Annotated in this window: 15 protein-coding genes; 11 read left to right on the top strand and 4 right to left on the bottom strand. The window is 59.1% G+C overall.

Features of this window, described 5'->3' with window-relative positions; translation table 11 throughout:
• Nucleotides 1-4: 4 nt before the first annotated feature.
• Nucleotides 5-328, top strand: a complete 324-nt coding sequence (locus AC2GXZ_RS27350; protein ID WP_483762391.1) for a phosphoribosyl-ATP diphosphatase — start codon at nt 5-7, stop codon at nt 326-328.
• Entirely contained in the window at nt 325-1,314 is a 990-nt protein-coding gene (coaA, locus tag AC2GXZ_RS27345; protein WP_483762390.1) for a type I pantothenate kinase, read from the top strand. The genes AC2GXZ_RS27350 and coaA overlap by 4 nt, the downstream gene beginning before the upstream one ends.
• On the opposite strand, the gene AC2GXZ_RS27340 is transcribed toward coaA, so the two are convergent.
• The 4 genes from AC2GXZ_RS27340 to AC2GXZ_RS27325 form a co-directional block, all read right to left on the bottom strand.
• A complete protein-coding gene (locus tag AC2GXZ_RS27340) occupies nt 1,283-2,503 on the bottom strand; it encodes a glycosyltransferase family 87 protein (protein WP_483762389.1) in 1,221 nt (406 codons plus the stop codon). The genes coaA and AC2GXZ_RS27340 overlap by 32 nt on opposite strands.
• 36 nt (nt 2,504-2,539) lie before the next feature.
• On the bottom strand, nt 2,540-3,148 hold the full coding sequence (locus tag AC2GXZ_RS27335) for an alpha-ketoglutarate-dependent dioxygenase AlkB (RefSeq protein ID WP_483762388.1): 609 nt from the start codon (nt 3,146-3,148) through the stop codon (nt 2,540-2,542).
• 16 nt (nt 3,149-3,164) lie between these two features.
• A complete protein-coding gene (arfB, locus tag AC2GXZ_RS27330) occupies nt 3,165-3,599 on the bottom strand; it encodes an alternative ribosome rescue aminoacyl-tRNA hydrolase ArfB (protein ID WP_483762387.1) in 435 nt (144 codons plus the stop codon).
• 103 nt (nt 3,600-3,702) lie between these two features.
• Nucleotides 3,703-5,313 carry a phosphoenolpyruvate carboxykinase gene (locus tag AC2GXZ_RS27325; RefSeq protein ID WP_483762386.1) on the bottom strand — a complete coding sequence of 537 codons (1,611 nt, stop codon included), beginning with the start codon at nt 5,311-5,313 and terminating at the stop codon, nt 3,703-3,705.
• 352 nt (nt 5,314-5,665) lie between these two features.
• Here AC2GXZ_RS27325 and AC2GXZ_RS27320 point away from each other — a divergent pair, with 352 nt between their 5' ends.
• The 9 genes from AC2GXZ_RS27320 to AC2GXZ_RS27280 all read left to right on the top strand — a co-directional run bounded on the left by AC2GXZ_RS27320 (nt 5,666) and on the right by AC2GXZ_RS27280 (nt 16,115).
• On the top strand, nt 5,666-6,385 hold the full coding sequence (locus AC2GXZ_RS27320) for a response regulator transcription factor (RefSeq protein WP_112511969.1): 720 nt from the start codon (nt 5,666-5,668) through the stop codon (nt 6,383-6,385).
• Nucleotides 6,386-6,460: 75 nt separating this feature from the next.
• On the top strand, nt 6,461-8,242 hold the full coding sequence (locus tag AC2GXZ_RS27315; protein ID WP_483762385.1) for a stimulus-sensing domain-containing protein: 1,782 nt from the start codon (nt 6,461-6,463) through the stop codon (nt 8,240-8,242).
• Nucleotides 8,239-8,706: an HPr kinase/phosphorylase gene (locus AC2GXZ_RS27310; protein ID WP_483762384.1), complete on the top strand. Its 468-nt coding sequence runs from the start codon at nt 8,239-8,241 to the stop codon at nt 8,704-8,706. The genes AC2GXZ_RS27315 and AC2GXZ_RS27310 overlap by 4 nt, the downstream gene beginning before the upstream one ends.
• 124 nt (nt 8,707-8,830) lie before the next feature.
• A complete protein-coding gene (locus AC2GXZ_RS27305) occupies nt 8,831-9,232 on the top strand; it encodes a PTS sugar transporter subunit IIA (RefSeq protein ID WP_483762383.1) in 402 nt (133 codons plus the stop codon).
• A gap of 12 nt (nt 9,233-9,244) precedes the next feature.
• Nucleotides 9,245-9,520, top strand: coding sequence for an HPr family phosphocarrier protein (locus AC2GXZ_RS27300; protein WP_483762382.1), 276 nt, complete (start codon nt 9,245-9,247; stop codon nt 9,518-9,520).
• A 150-nt stretch (nt 9,521-9,670) separates the two neighbouring features.
• On the top strand, nt 9,671-11,071 hold the full coding sequence (gene ahcY, locus AC2GXZ_RS27295; RefSeq protein ID WP_483762381.1) for an adenosylhomocysteinase: 1,401 nt from the start codon (nt 9,671-9,673) through the stop codon (nt 11,069-11,071).
• A gap of 209 nt (nt 11,072-11,280) precedes the next feature.
• Nucleotides 11,281-13,848, top strand: coding sequence for an ATP-binding protein (locus AC2GXZ_RS27290; protein WP_483762380.1), 2,568 nt, complete (start codon nt 11,281-11,283; stop codon nt 13,846-13,848).
• Nucleotides 13,845-15,356, top strand: coding sequence for a tRNA (adenosine(37)-N6)-threonylcarbamoyltransferase complex ATPase subunit type 1 TsaE (gene tsaE, locus AC2GXZ_RS27285; RefSeq protein WP_483762379.1), 1,512 nt, complete (start codon nt 13,845-13,847; stop codon nt 15,354-15,356). The genes AC2GXZ_RS27290 and tsaE overlap by 4 nt, the downstream gene beginning before the upstream one ends.
• Before the next feature lie 12 nt (nt 15,357-15,368).
• Entirely contained in the window at nt 15,369-16,115 is a 747-nt protein-coding gene (locus AC2GXZ_RS27280) for a nucleotidyltransferase family protein (RefSeq protein WP_483762378.1), read from the top strand.

The following is a 16,115-nucleotide window of genomic DNA, read 5'->3' as shown; positions in this document are numbered from 1 at the left end:
TGAATTGAGCGGATTTACGCTGAACGAACTGGAGGAGATCGTTGCGGTTCGCGCCAAAGCCTCTCCCGACGTATCCTGGACTGCGAAACTTGCCGCAGCCGGCCAGGTGAAGGCCGCCAAGAAACTTGGCGAGGAAGCGGTCGAGACCGTCATTGCAGCGCTTGCGCAGGACAGGAAGGAACTCACTTCGGAGAGCGCCGACCTGATCTATCACCTGTTAGTCGTATTGAATATTGCAGGCATTCCATTGCAGGATGTCGTTGACGAACTTCACCGCAGGACCACACAATCAGGCCTGCAAGAAAAGGCGAGCCGGCCGACGTCATGAGTATCGCACCGAAGCCCGCCGACGAGCCGGAAGCCGGCACAATGGTTGGATATTATTCGCCATACCATCACTTCACGGCCGATGAATGGGCAAAATTCCGCGCCGATACGCCGCTGACTCTGACCGGAGACGAGATTGCGCGCCTGCGGTCGCTGGACGATCCGATCAACCTCGACGAGGTTCGACGCATCTATCTGTCGCTATCCCGCCTGCTGTCGACCCATGTCGAGGCCTCACAACGCCTGTTCAGACAACGCAACCACTTTCTGACATTGCCCGATGCCTCGAAGACGCCGTTTATCATCGGCATTGCCGGCTCGGTGGCCGTTGGAAAATCGACAACTGCACGCGTGCTGAAGGAACTGCTTGCCCGGTGGCCATCAAGCCCGAAGGTCGACCTCATCACCACTGACGGATTTCTCTATCCGAATGCCGTGCTCCAGCGTGAGAACCTCATGCAGCGAAAGGGCTTTCCGGAAAGCTACGACATCGGCCAGATCCTGCGCTTCCTTTCCGCCATCAAGGGCGGTGAACCGAATGTCAAAGCGCCGCGTTATTCCCACCTCACCTACGACGTGCTGCCGGACGACTATACGCTTGTCGATCGGCCCGATATCCTGATCTTCGAGGGCATCAATGTGCTGCAATCACGGGCGCTGCCCGTTGACGGCAAGATTGTGCCCATCGTCTCCGACTTTTTCGATTTCTCGATCTATATCGACGCGGACGAGGAACAGATCCATCAATGGTATGTGCAGCGCTTCATGAAGCTGCGCGAAACCGCTTTCCGCGACCCGACATCGTTCTTCAAGAAATATGCGGCGATCGACATAGATACGGCAAGGATGGTTGCCGAGGGTCTGTGGGAAAACATCAACCTCAAGAACCTGCGGCAGAATATCCTGCCCACGAGGCCGCGCGCCGACATCATCCTGCGCAAGAGCCGCGATCATTTCATCGAGACGGTCTCGCTTCGCAAGCTTTGATCGGCTTGCCTTCGGCGTCCGGGGCTCGTGCCGATTTCCGGCTCTCCGGCATCATTGCCAGACCAATGAAAAGCAGCGGTGCCAAAACTGCAATTCCTATGCCGCCATCATTGAAAACATGCAGGAAAAACGGCCACAGATAGAGAGGCACAAGCGCCGAACGTCGTAGGCGTGGCTCGGTAAAATAAAAAAAGGCCACCGCGATACATAGTGGAATTGCGTCATACGAATATCCGTAGGGTGTCGCGATAAGTGCCAGCACCCCGGTGATGACGGCACGCCTGCGGTTCTCAATCGTCGACGCCGGCCTCCACAACCAGGTCGCCAGTGCGGCGCAGCCGGCAATGAATGCGGCCTGGATGACATAGGCCCCGACAATATCGAACCCTATCCATCGTGCGAATATGAAAACGGTCATCGCGTTCTTATGGTAGGTCTGCGGATAGTCGGCCTCCATGATGGCGGTCATGAAAGGGCCGGTATCATATATAAAGCCCGACCAGACACCGCCTCCCCAGAACATAGCTGTCAGTCCCGCAAGGACCGCCGCGGTGATACATGCGGCCAATATGGCTCGATATTGCCCCGCGGCCAGGAAACAGATCGGGATAAGAAGGCCCAGATGCGGCTTGATCGTCAAAAGCCCAGCCAGAATGCCTGCCGCAACCGGCCGGTTGGGGAGGAGAAGGAACGTTCCAAGCAATAGCGCAGCCGACAGCGCTCCATTCTGGCCGAGCATCATATTCATCGCTTCGGCAGGCGATAACAGCAAGGCGAGAGTGACATAACCTGGAAGACGCAGAAGCCGAACGGTCAGAAACAGACAAAACAGAGTGCCAAGCGTCCAGACGACGTAAGCTACCGGCAACGGCAGAAGGGCCAAAGGAGCGCCTATCATCAGGATAGACGGCGGGTAGCTCCATTCCTGATTGGGTAGTCCTGCGCCGAACCAAGCGCGCAATGCGCTACGATAGGCATCCGTGTCGAACAGGACCGAAACCCGGCCTTCGAGCGCAAGGCGGCCTCCTGCCCAGAGGTTGCTAAAGTCCCAGTATGGCAGGCCCTTTGACAGAGATGAAAATCCATCAGCCTTGAGCGTCCAGAGTTCGACCTGATAGATGACGCCGATGAGCAGGACCGCCGCGAAAATGAACGCAGCGAAAACCAGATGTTCCTTTTGCCGTAACATCGTGCTCGTCAATTCCCCGGATCAGCTTCGAGAAAACTAAGTCACCCGCCTTAACGTCAGATTGATCCGCCCGCCATTCTTCAGCAGCGTCGAGGTGCCCGGATAAATCCGATCGACGCCGTGGAAGGCAAGCCTCCCTTCCCCGCCGAGCAGCACGATATCGCCGCTCGACAGTTTGAACGAGCCGGTCGGATCCTTGCGATCCACTCCGCCGACGCGGAACAGGCAGGTATTGCCGAGCGATATGGAAAGGACGGGTGCTGCGAGTTCCTGCTCGTCCTTATCCTGATGCAGGCCCATCTGCGCTTCATCGGAATAGAAATTGACCAGGCAGGCTTCCGGCGGTTTTTCGTAACCGGCCAGCATATTCCAAAGCTCGATCAACTCCGCCGGAATGGCGGGCCAGGGCTTGCCTGTCGTCGGATGAGTTGCCTGATAGCGGTAGCCGCGCTCTTTGTCCGTTACCCAACCGAGCGACCCGCAATTGGTCATCCTGACCGACATCGGCTTGCCGGTGCCGGGCATGGCGGGGATGTAAAGCGGCGCCTCGGACACAATCCGGCGGATAACCTCCACCAGTTGTTCCTGCGCCGAACGCTCGAGAAAACCCGGAAAGTGACGGATCCCGTTCGGCAAGGTCGCCATGTTTCAGTCTCCTTCGTCAGTCTCCGGCCGGTTTGCCACGCATCTTCTTGACGTCGGAGCGACCGGACTTTGCCTTCAGGCGCCGCTCGACCGAACCCTTGGTGGGTTTCGTCGCCTTGCGGACCGGCGGCGGCGGCTTTGCGGCTTCAAGGATCAGTTCCTTCAGCCGCTCACGCGCTTCCTCACGATTACGCTCCTGGCTGCGCGACTTGCTGGCCTCTATCATCAGCACGCCCTCTTTCGACACTCGCCTTCCCGCGAGCTTCAGGGCATTCGTCTTTACCCTGTCGGAAAGTGCCGGAGAGTTGGCGATATCGAAGAACAGCTGAACGGCGGTCGAGACCTTGTTGACGTTCTGGCCGCCCGGACCACCCGCCAGAACGAATTGTTCCGTCAGTTCCCATGCAGCGATGGTGATGCGGCTGTTGATGATGAGGGGGTTGCTGGCCATGACTGTCTCCGGCCGGCATGTTTCTCACAAACTCGAGAAAAAGAAAACCATCGGTCGGAGCTTGCGCCGACCGATGGTTCCACGTGAATCACACGTTTCGCGATTATTCGGCTGCGATCAACAATCCAGGCGCCGCGTCCTTGACCTTGCTGTCGACATGGGCCTCGAACTTTTCGAAGTTCTTGATGAACATCGACACCAGCTTGGCGGCCTGATTGTCGTAAGCCAGGCCATCGGCCCAGGTCGAACGGGGATCGAGGATCGCAGTTTCGACACCCTCGACGGAAACCGGAACGGCGAAGCCGAAATTCGCGTCGGTGCGGAATTCGGCGTTGTTGAGGCTGCCGTTCAGAGCAGAGGTCAAAAGCGCGCGGGTCGCCTTGATCGGCATGCGACGGCCAGTGCCATAAGCGCCGCCGGTCCAGCCGGTATTAACCAGCCAGCAATCGACGCCATGCTCGGCAATCAGTGCCTTCAACAGGTTGCCGTATTCGGCCGGATGCCTGGGCATGAACGGCGCGCCGAAGCAGGTCGAGAAGGTCGCTTCCGGTTCGGTCACACCCTTTTCGGTGCCGGCAACCTTTGCGGTGTAACCGGACAGGAAGTGATACATGGCCTGTTCCGGCGTCAGCTTGGCGATCGGCGGCATGACACCGAAAGCATCGGCCGTCAGCATGATGATCGTCTTCGGATGCGGCGCCAGACCGGTTTCCGAGGCGTTTGGAATGAAATGCAGCGGATAGGCGCTGCGGGTGTTTTCTGTCAGCGAGTTGTCGTCGAAATCCGGGACGCGGTTTTCATCGAGCACGACATTTTCGAGAACTGTGCCGAAACGGCGGGTGGCGGCATAGATTTCCGGCTCTGCCTCGGCGGAAAGCTTGATCGCCTTGGCGTAGCAACCGCCTTCGAAATTAAAGACGCCGTTCTTGCCCCAGCCATGCTCGTCATCACCGATCAGCGTGCGATCCGGATCGGCAGAGAGTGTCGTCTTGCCGGTGCCGGACAGGCCGAAGAACACAGCCGTGTCGCCTTGGCTGCCGACATTGGCCGAGCAATGCATCGGCATGACGCCCCTGGCCGGCAGCAGGTAGTTGAGAACGGTGAAGACCGATTTCTTGTTCTCGCCGGCATAGGATGTGCCACCGATCAGGACGAGACCGTTTTCGAGATCGCAGGCGATAACGGTTTCGCTGCGGCAGCCATGGCGTCCCGGATCGGCCTTGAAGCTCGGCAGATTGATGATCGTCAGCTTCTGCTCGAAGGTCGAGAGCGTTTCACGCTTCGGTCGGATCAGCAGATTGCGGATGAAGAGCGCATGCCAGGCGAACTCGGTGACGACACGCGTGGGAAGCGCGTTATCGGCATCGGCGCCACCGACGAGATCCTGAACGAAAAGTTCCTTGCCGGCGGCATGGGCCAGCATGTCGGCCTTCAGCACGGCAAAATGCTCGGGCGACATGGGCTTGTTATTGTCCCACCAGATCTTGTCTTCGGTGCCGGCATCGCGGACGACGAACTTGTCCTTCGGCGAGCGGCCGGTGTGCTGTCCGGTAACGGCACGCAAGGCACCGTCAGCGGTCAGATCAGCCTCACCGCGACGAACAGCTTCTTCGTAAAGCTCGACCTCGGACAGGTTGTAGTTGACGCGAGAAACCTTTTCGAGGCCGATCGCCGCTACGCCATTTGCCGGGTTGTAAAGTCCAAGCTGCTCCATACGCGCTCACCTCTGGTTACCATTGTCAGGATTGGCAGTCGGGCCTGAAGCTAGTTGCTGTTTTTTAAAACGGCAAGCGTCGATCTGAAAATAGATCAACAAAATCAATAAATTAATCGATTTAAAGAAATCTATTTCCGTTTAAATCGTTTTACGGAGCGTTTTAATGCGCTTGATGAAGCGCAGTTTTGGGGTGCCGAAAAGCCCGATCCCGGCAATGAGCTACAAGCCACCCCTTTAACTTTGCCACAATTTGTTCCACCTTTCTCCTCATGAAGCGCATGGCGAGGGCTGGGAATTGGCTGAAGTCATTCCAGGAGATGCGCACGAAATGGCAATGGAGACGGACGGTATGCAAACAATCGCGCTCGTAGACGACGACCGGAATATTCTGACCTCGGTGTCGATCGCTCTCGAGGCGGAGGGCTACAAGGTCGAGACCTATACGGACGGCGCATCGGCGCTGGACGGTCTGGTCGCACGACCGCCCCAGCTGGCCATTTTCGACATCAAGATGCCGCGCATGGACGGGATGGAGCTTCTGCGCCGCCTGAGACAGAAATCCGATCTTCCGGTTATTTTCCTCACCTCGAAGGATGAGGAGATCGACGAGTTGTTCGGCCTCAAGATGGGTGCGGACGATTTCATCACGAAGCCGTTTTCGCAACGTCTCTTGGTCGAGCGGGTGAAGGCGATCCTGCGCCGCGCCGGGAGCCGGGATCTGCAGGCACCGGGCATGAAACCCACGGCCGACCAGATCGCTGCCCGGACGCTGGAGCGCGGGCAGCTGGCCATGGACCAGGAGCGCCATACCTGCACCTGGAAGGGCGAGCCTGTTACGCTGACGGTCACGGAATTTCTCATTCTTCACTCGCTGGCCCAGAGGCCGGGCGTCGTAAAAAGCCGCGACGCGCTGATGGATGCCGCCTATGACGAGCAGGTCTATGTCGATGACCGCACGATCGACAGCCACATCAAGCGCCTGCGCAAGAAGTTCAAGATGGTTGACACGGATTTCGACATGATCGAAACCCTCTATGGTGTTGGCTATCGCTTCCGCGAGGCGGCGTGACGCATCGCGTTACAACAGGTTAACTTGAAGCCACGACCCGGCGAGCTATAGACTGGCCGGGTGGAAGGATTAGACGTGGCAGACAGACTGCTTGAAAACCAGAAAATCGAGACGGCACCGGCGAAGCGTGGCCGCCGCCGACATTGGCCGCATGCGTTCACCATCATTCGGCGCCTGTTCGGCCACGCGGTCTTTTCCAGCCTGACGCGGCGGATCCTGTTTTTCAACATCGCGGCGACCGTCGTGCTCGTTGCCGGCATTCTTTATCTCAACCAGTTTCGCGAAGGGCTGATCGATGCACGCGTCGAAAGCCTGCTGACGCAGGGCGAGATCATCTCGGCAGCCATCTCCGCTTCGGCCTCGGTCGATACGAATTCGATCACCATCGATCCGGAAAAGCTGCTGGAACTGCAGGCCGGCCAGAGCATAACGCCCGTTCCCAACGACGAGGATCTCGATTTCCCGATCGATCCGGAGCGCGTCGCGCCCGTGCTTCGCCGTCTGATTTCGCCGACAAGGACACGTGCGCGCCTTTTCGACGCGGACGCCAACCTGCTTCTCGATTCGCGCCATCTCTATTCCCGGGGGCAGGTTCTCCGCTACGATCTTCCGCCTGTCGAAAACGAGACGCAGACCTGGAGCGAGTGGTCGGCCGGCCTGTTCAATCGCCTGCTGCAGCCCGGCAATCTGCCCCTCTACCGGGAAGCGCCCGGTGGCGATGGCTCCATCTATCCCGAAGTGATGAACGCCCTCACCGGCGTTCGCGGCGCGCTGGTGCGCATTACCGACCGTGGCGAGCTGATCGTTTCGGTCGCGGTGCCCGTGCAACGTTTCCGGGCTGTACTTGGTGTTCTTTTGCTGTCCACCCAGGCCGGCGATATCGACAAGATCGTCCATGCCGAGCGGCTTGCAATCATGCGGGTCTTCGGCGTCGCGACGCTCGTCAACATCGTGCTCTCGCTCCTCCTGTCCTCGACGATTGCCAATCCGTTGCGAAGGCTTTCGGCTGCCGCCATCCGGGTACGCAGAGGAGCCAAGCAGCGTGAGGAAATACCGGATTTCTCCTACCGCCAGGACGAGATCGGCAATCTTTCCATCGCGGTTCGCGACATGACGAATGCGCTTTACGACCGTATCGATGCGATCGAGAGCTTTGCCGCCGATGTCAGCCACGAGCTGAAAAACCCCCTCACCTCGCTGCGGAGCGCGGTCGAAACACTGCCGCTGGCGAAATCCGAGGATTCCAAGCGGCGACTGACGGAAATCATCTTCCACGACGTTCGCCGGCTTGACCGCCTGATCAGCGATATTTCCGACGCGTCGCGTCTCGACGCCGAACTCGCCCGAACGGATTCCGCCCCCGTCGATATGGAAACGCTGCTCTCCAACCTCGTCGACATTTCCAAACAGATCCGCACGGGTCGCAAACCGGTCGAAATCGATCTTTCGATCGACAACCGCGGTGGGGATCGCCATATCTACCTGGTAAACGGGCATGACCTGCGTCTTGGGCAGATCATCACCAACCTCATCGAAAATGCCCGATCCTTCGTGCCTGAAAAGGGCGGCAAGCTTTCGATGCGGCTTGTCCGAAACAAGGACAAGGTCATCATCACGGTCGATGACAACGGCCCGGGCATACAGGCGGAAAATATCGACCGCATTTTCGAGCGATTTTACACGGACAGGCCGGACGGCGAGAGTTTTGGCCAGAATTCCGGTCTCGGCCTTTCCATCAGCCGGCAGATTGCCGAGGCGCATGGCGGCAGCCTGAAGGCTGAAAACCTCTACGGCAAGTCGCAGGAGATCAACGGAGCGCGGTTTACGCTCTCTCTTCCAGCGGGGAATGCCGCGTGACAGGCGCCGGTTCGAACATCCACGCCACAGCGATCGTGATTGGCGGAAAAGGCCTTCTTTTCGTTGGCCACTCCGGTATCGGAAAGTCGATGATGGCGTTTACCTGCCTTGCCATTGGCCGCCGAGCCCAAGCTTTTGCAGCGCTGGTGGCGGATGACCAGATACTTCTCGGACGCCGCGGCGACAGGATTTTTGCTACCTGCCCGCCAACAATTGCCGGGATGATCGAGTTGCGGGGGAGCGGCATCATCACGATGAACCATGTCAGTTCCGCTCCTCTCGACCTTGCCATAAAGGTGGTTTCGATTGGTGAAACGGAGCGGCTTCCCCCGGGTGACGAACAATTGGACCTCGGAGCGATAGGCCGATTGCCTATGGTGAGGGTGGCCAGTTGCGCGCCGGATCCGCTCGCCGTGATCGGTGCTCTTATGCCCGCCTGGCGCAGCGAAGCAGCATTTTGGTAATCCATCCGGTCAATTTTTTAACTTGAACTTCAATTCCAGTTGGCGAAGATGGCATCCCGCCGCTGGACGGCACCAGCGCATTGCGATATGGGCCGCGAGTTTTGAAATCAGGGGACGTATTTTCATGATCGGACTGGTGCTTGTCACCCATGGCAAGCTGGCTGAGGAGTTCCGGCATGCCGTCGAGCATGTCGTGGGACCTCAGAAATTCATCGAAACCGTCTGTATCGGTCCCGAGGATGACATGGATCAGCGGCGCCAGGACATTCTCGACGCAGTGGCCCGCGCCAATGCCGGCAGTGGCGTGATCATCCTGACCGACATGTTCGGAGGCACCCCCTCCAATCTTTCCATTTCCGTAATGGAAAGCGGCAAGACCGAGGTGATCGCCGGCATGAACCTGCCGATGCTGATCAAGCTTGCAGGCGTGCGCGGCGACAACGACATGGAGAGGTCGCTCGCCGAAGCATCCGATGCCGGACGAAAATATATCAACGTCGCCAGCCGCGTGCTGAGCGGTAAGTAGGCCAAGAACCGCATGTCTGCTCTTTCCCGCCAACTGCTGATCGTCAACAAGCGTGGGCTGCATGCCCGGGCATCTGCCAAATTCGTCCAGATGGTGGAAAGCTTCGATGCCGCGATCATCGTGTCGAAGGACGGTATGAGCGTCGGTGGCACGTCGATCATGGGGTTGATGATGCTGGCAGCCAGCACGGGCTGTTCCATCGATGTCGCAGCCGAGGGGCCTCAGGCAACCGAGGCACTCGATGCGCTTGAAGGGCTGATCGCCAACAAGTTCGGCGAAGAAGCCTGATCGCATTAGCGATATAAACATATAAAGACTTCTTTATATCAACATTGCAAGCGGACGTGACTCCTGCTACACCGCGAGCCGGTTTGCTTGCCGCTGCCCTGTGGCGTGTGGCGGGCCGCATTGGTCATGCAACGAGATCTGGAGAGCTTTATGAGCAGCGAAAAAGACTACATCATCGCGGATATCAACCTTGCAGCCTACGGCCGCAAGGAACTGGACATCGCCGAAACCGAAATGCCGGGCCTGATGTCCTGCCGCGAGGAATTCGGCACGTCCAAGCCGCTCAAGGGTGCGCGCATCACCGGTTCGCTGCACATGACGATCCAGACGGCCGTGCTGATCGAGACCCTGAAGGAACTCGGTGCCGAGATCCGCTGGGCGTCGTGCAACATCTTCTCGACCCAGGACCACGCCGCTGCCGCGATCGCTGCCGCCGGCATCCCGGTCTTCGCCGTCAAGAGCGAAACGCTCACCGAATACTGGGAATATACCGACAAGATCTTCCAGTGGGCCGATGGCGGCCTGTCCAACATGATCCTCGACGACGGTGGCGATGCCACCATGTACATTCTGCTCGGCGCCCGCGCCGAAGCCGGTGAGGACGTTCTCTCCAACCCGACCTCGGAAGAAGAAGAGATCCTCATCGCCCAGATCAAGAAGCGTCTTGCCGCATCGCCGGGCTGGTTCACCAAGCAGCGCGACGCGATCAAGGGCGTTACCGAAGAAACCACGACCGGCGTTCACCGCCTGTACGAACTGTCGAAGAAGGGCCTGCTGCCCTTCCCGGCGATCAACGTCAACGATTCGGTCACCAAGTCGAAATTCGACAACAAGTATGGCTGCAAGGAATCGCTGGTCGACGGCATCCGCCGCGGCACCGACGTGATGATGGCCGGCAAGGTTGCCGTCGTTTGCGGTTACGGCGATGTGGGCAAGGGTTCGGCCGCTTCGCTCGCCGGCGCCGGCGCCCGCGTCAAGGTCACGGAAGTCGACCCGATTTGTGCGCTGCAGGCCGCAATGGACGGTTTTGAAGTCGTCACGCTCGAAGACGTCGTGTCGTCTGCCGACATCTTCATCACCACGACCGGCAACAAGGACGTCATCCGCATCGAGCATATGCGCGAGATGAAGGACATGGCGATCGTCGGCAATATCGGCCATTTCGACAACGAGATCCAGGTCGCCGCGCTGAAGAACCTGAAGTGGACCAACGTCAAGCCGCAGGTCGACATCATCGAGTTCCCGAAGGGCAACCGGATGATCCTTCTGTCGGAAGGCCGCCTGCTCAACCTCGGCAATGCGACCGGTCACCCGTCCTTCGTGATGTCCGCCTCGTTCACCAACCAGACGCTGGCGCAGATCGAACTGTTCACCAAGGAAGGTGAATATAAGAACGACGTCTACATCCTGCCGAAGCACCTCGACGAAAAGGTCGCCCGACTGCATCTCGCCAAGCTCGGCGTGAAGCTGAGCGTGCTTTCTGACGAGCAGGCAGCTTATATCGGCGTTCCGGCTGAGGGTCCGTTCAAGGCAGACCACTACCGCTACTAATTGCTAGCCGGTTAATCCACAACATCTTGTGGCCCCAGCCTTGACAAAAGGCTGGGGCTTCTTTTTTGCTTGCATCCCTTCCCGCCTTTTGACCGAACACGTATTGTTTTGGGACTTGATTCGAACCGGTTCGGGCCATTCGGCTTCGGGCAAGGTGCGATGTGGTATGTCTTGTCGATGAGCGGCAATTGGACGGAGACACACCGGTCATGGCGGTAAAAACAACGAGCCTGCTCAAACAGGCCGATCCAATTTTCCGCGCGGGAATGCGCGCACTCAACAAACCGTTTTGCGACAACGGCGGACACGGAAGGACCACGTCTATTCGGCTGCCAAGATTTGTCCGGTTCCTGCTTTCGGCCACCGCACTCGCGACAGTGCCGAGCGCTGCGTTGGCGCAGAGTTCAGGAGCATCCCGTCTGTTTTCCTCCGCGGAAATGATCGTCTCGGCCGTCGTCATGGGCGCGCTGGGCGCTGCCCTTCTGTCGGCCATATGGCTGGTGCGCCAGCGCGGCAATATGGAAGCCGAAAGCCTGGAGATGCGCAGCGCCCTATCGGATGCGCAGCAGCGGATCTCCAAATACGAAGCGCTTATCGCCGACAAGAACCGCCGGATCATCGTCTGGGAAAGCGGATCATCGAAGGCGGAATTTCTTGGCCAGATCCCGGCCGAGACCGGCGCGCCGCAGGCGGATCGTGAGTTCCTCGCGTTTGGGCGATGGCTGAGGTCAAGTTCTGCCGCCGAGCTGGAAAAAGCGATCGACGAACTGCGAACCAATGCCCGAAGCTTCGACATGGTGGTGGAGACGAGCAGGGATGAATTGCTGGAGGTCCAGGGCCGCGTATCCGGGGGCAAGGCCTTCGTCCGGTTCCTCGCGCTCAACAATCTCCGGGCGGAGCTTGCCGAGCTGAAGATCGAGCGGGAACGGCTGACAAGTTCCATTTCGATGTTCGAAGGCCTGCTGGACGCAATCGAACAGCCCGTCTGGCGCCGTGACGGCCAAGGCAAGCTCGCCTGGGTCAACCATGCCTATGGCGATGCCGTCGATGCCGTGAGCCCGGCGCGCGCAGTGGAAGAAGGCCGCGAATTGCTTGGCACGGTCAGTCGCGAAATGATCAGGGCAAAGGCGACGGCGACCTCTCCGTTCCACGACCGCCTCTCCACCGTAGTGCATGGCAACCGGGCCGTGCTCGAAGTCGTCGACGTCGTGGTGCAGAACGGCTCGGCGGGAATGGCGATCGACGTGTCGGAAGCCGAAACGACCCGCGAAGAGCTGAAGCGCACGTTGAAAAGTCATGCGGAGACGCTCGATCACCTCGCCACACCGGTCGCCATCTTCGACAGCGCCCGCCGGCTACAATTTTATAACCAGGCTTTCGTGCAGCTTTGGGGACTGGACCTGGTCTTCCTCGAATCGAAGCCGGACAATAACGAACTTCTCGATCGACTGCGCAGCAATGGCAAACTGCCGGAGCAGCTGAACTGGCGCAACTGGAAGGAGACGGCGCTTGCCGTCTACCAGTCGCTCGATACAAGGACGGATACCTGGCACCTGCCGAACGGCCAGACGCTGAGGGTGATCGCGACGGCCCATCCGCAAGGCGGGGCGACCTGGGTGTTCGAGAACCTGACCGAACAGGTGGATCTCGAAGCGCGCTACAACACGCTCGTGCGTGTCCAGGGCGAGACAATTGATCACCTTTCGGAAGGTGTGGCGGTGTTTGGTCCCGATGGCCGGATCCGGCTTTCAAACCCTGCATTTCGCGCGCTCTGGGGCATTACTGCGGAAGAAGCCGAACCCGGCACCCATATCAAGAAGATCGAAACCGCCTGCGCGCCTTCCTATGCCGAGCCAGATGGCTGGCGCAGGTTCGCCCAGGCACTGACCAATTTCGACGATGAGAGAGCGACGCTCCAGGGCACGTTCGATCTCTATTCCGGCCTTATCCTCGACTACGCCGTTACCCCGCTGCCGAACGCGCAGACGATGCTAACCTTCGTCGACATGACGGCAAGTGCCAGGGCCGAAAAGGCGCTGAAGGAAAAGAACGAAGCCTTGCGCAAGGCAGACGAACTGAAAAATGATTTCGTCCAGCATGTTTCCTACGAACTCCGTTCGCCTTTGACCAACATCATCGGCTTTACGGATCTTCTCAAGACGCCGGGCATCGGCTCGCTGAGCGAACGGCAGGCCGAATATATCGACCACATATCGACATCGTCTTCCGTGCTCTTGACCATCGTCAACGACATCCTGGATCTCGCCACCGTTGATGCCGGCATCATGCAGCTCAACTATTCGGAAATGGCAATCGAGGATCTGCTCGACGACGTCGCGATGCAGATCGCCGACCGGCTGCAGGAAAACAACATGACGCTGGAGATCATCGCCCCCGCCGGAATGGGCACGATCGTCGCCGACCAGCAGCGGCTGAAGCAGATCCTGATCAAGCTTTTGACCAATGCCACCAATTTTTCTCCGGAAAACTCGACCATCACGCTGAACTGCTGGCGAGACCAGACGAATGTCTTCTTCTCCGTCCGCGATCGCGGACCGGGCATTCCTCCGGACATGCTCAAGACTGTGTTCGACAGGTTCCGCGCACAGGCGAAGGATGGCAAGCGCAGCGGTGCAGGCCTCGGCCTTTCGATCGTCGAAAGCTTCGTGCATCTGCATAATGGCGATGTCAGCATCGACAGCCGGGCCGGTGAAGGCACGACCGTGACATGCCGCATTCCCGCCGGATCTTCAGCCCATTCGGTCGCGGCAGAATGACGGACAGCCCCGTGCTGACCCTCGTCCTTGCCGACGAAGCGCAGACGATAAAATTCGGCGAAGATCTGGCACTGGCACTAAAGCCCGGCGATTGCGTTGCGCTTTCAGGTGATCTCGGTGCCGGCAAATCGACACTTGCGCGGGCCCTGATCCGTGCGGTCGCCGATGATGTCTCTCTGGAGGTGCCGAGCCCGACCTTCACTCTCGTCCAGGCTTACGAGCTGCGCATTCCCGTCGCCCATTTCGATCTCTACCGGCTGGCGGATTCATCCGAACTGGATGAACTCGGCTTCGACGAGGCGCTTTCCTCCGGGATCTGTCTTGTCGAATGGCCGGAAATGGCGGCGGACCTTTTGCCGCGAGATCGGATCATCCTGAAACTCGAGCAGGAGGGCTCAGGCCGGCGCGCAACGATCACGGCACCCGAGGCGGTGATTGTCCGGGTTCGGCGTGTCCTGGCGATCCGCGATTTTCTCCAGCTGCATGGCTATGGTGATGCGCAACGCCGTTTTCTCACCGGCGATGCCTCGATGCGGGCCTATGAGAGCATCCTCACGGCAAGTGGCGAAACGCTGATCCTGATGGATTGGCCAAGGCGCGCCGAAGGCCCGCCGGTTCTGGATGGCAAGCCCTATCCGAAAGTTGCCCATATCGCAGAGGATGCCTATCCGTTCGTGGCGATATCCGAATACCTGCGCGGCATCGGACTTGTCGCACCGGATGTCCTGCATGTGGATTACGGTCAGGGCATTCTCCTGATCGAGAATCTCGGCAGCGGGGGCGTGCTCGATGACGAAGGACAACCGATCGAGGAACGTTATCGGGAAAGCGTCGTAGCGCTCGCCTTCCTTCACGGCCACCCGATGCAGCAGGATCTGCCGATCAGAGACGGGCCTGTCCATCATGTCCCGGATTTCGATCCGATCGCGATGAAGATGGAAGCCCGGCTGCTTCTCGACTGGTACCTGCCCTGGAGGCGGGACGCGCCGCCCAGCGAAGAAGAGCGGCAGGACTATCTTGCCATCTGGGACGGGTTGATCGGCGACCTTGCCGATGCCGAGAAGAACCTGCTGCTGCGGGATTTTCATTCACCCAACATCATCTGGCGCCCGGAGGAACAGGGGGTTCGTCGCGTCGGGCTGATCGATTTTCAGGACGCGATGATCGGGCCGACAGCCTATGATCTCGCCTCGATCGTTCAGGATGCCCGCGTCGATATTGCAAAGCCGCTCGCCGACCAGATGATGATCGACTATGTCACGCTGCGCCGGGCGCTCGGGGATTTCGACGAGGCGCGTTTCCTGAAGGCCTGGGCGATCATGGCTGCGCAGCGCAATTGCAAGCTTGCCGGTCTCTGGGTACGGCTGAAGGAGCGTGACGGGAAGCCGCAATATCTCAAGCATATGCCCCGTACGTTGCGGCATCTGTCCACGTCACTGGCCCATGATGCACTCGCCCCCTTGCGCGATTGGTGCCGGCGGGCTGGAATAGAACTTCCCGAATCATAAATACGGCGTGCAATGACCAAGACAAAGGCCCCCATCACCCAGGCGATGGTGCTTGCCGCCGGGCTCGGAACACGTCTGAGACCGATCACCGACACCATGCCCAAACCATTGGTGCCGGTCGCCGGCAAGCCGATGATCGACTATGGTCTCGACGCATTGGCCGAGGCGGGCGTTACCCGTGCCGTCGTCAACGTGCATCATTTCGCCGACCGTATGGAAGCGCATCTTGCGGCATATCCGCATCTTGAAATTGCGATATCGGACGAACGCGGCGGCCTGATGAATTCCGGCGGCGGATTGAAAAAAGGCCTCGCCCTGCTTGATCCGGGTATCGTCTATGTGATGAACGCGGATCTGTTCTGGATCGGCGAGGCACATGACCGGCCCAGCAATCTTCGACGGCTGTCCGACTTTTTCGATGCCGGGACCATGGACATGGCGCTGCTCTGCGTATCGCTGGATCGCACCACGGGACATAACGGCAAGAAGGATTTCCAGCTCGGGCAAGACGGAAGGCTGTCGCGCTATATCGAGGGTGGCGACAATCCGGTCGTTTATGCCGGCGCCATCGTGATGCAATCGCGGTTGCTCGACGATGCAGCGGATGATGCCTTCAACCTCAATATCTATTTCGACCGGGCAATCGAGAAAGGCCGGCTCTTCGGCGTCATGATGGATGGTGAGTGGATCACGGTCGGGACGCCCGAGGCGCTGCCGCAGGCGGAAGCCGTCATCGCGCGCCATTCGGTAGAGGCCTGA

The organism is Aliirhizobium sp. YIM B11859 (assembly GCF_057163345.1).
Note: the sequence above shows the minus strand (reverse complement) of the source record. Positions and strands in the feature narration are given on the sequence as shown.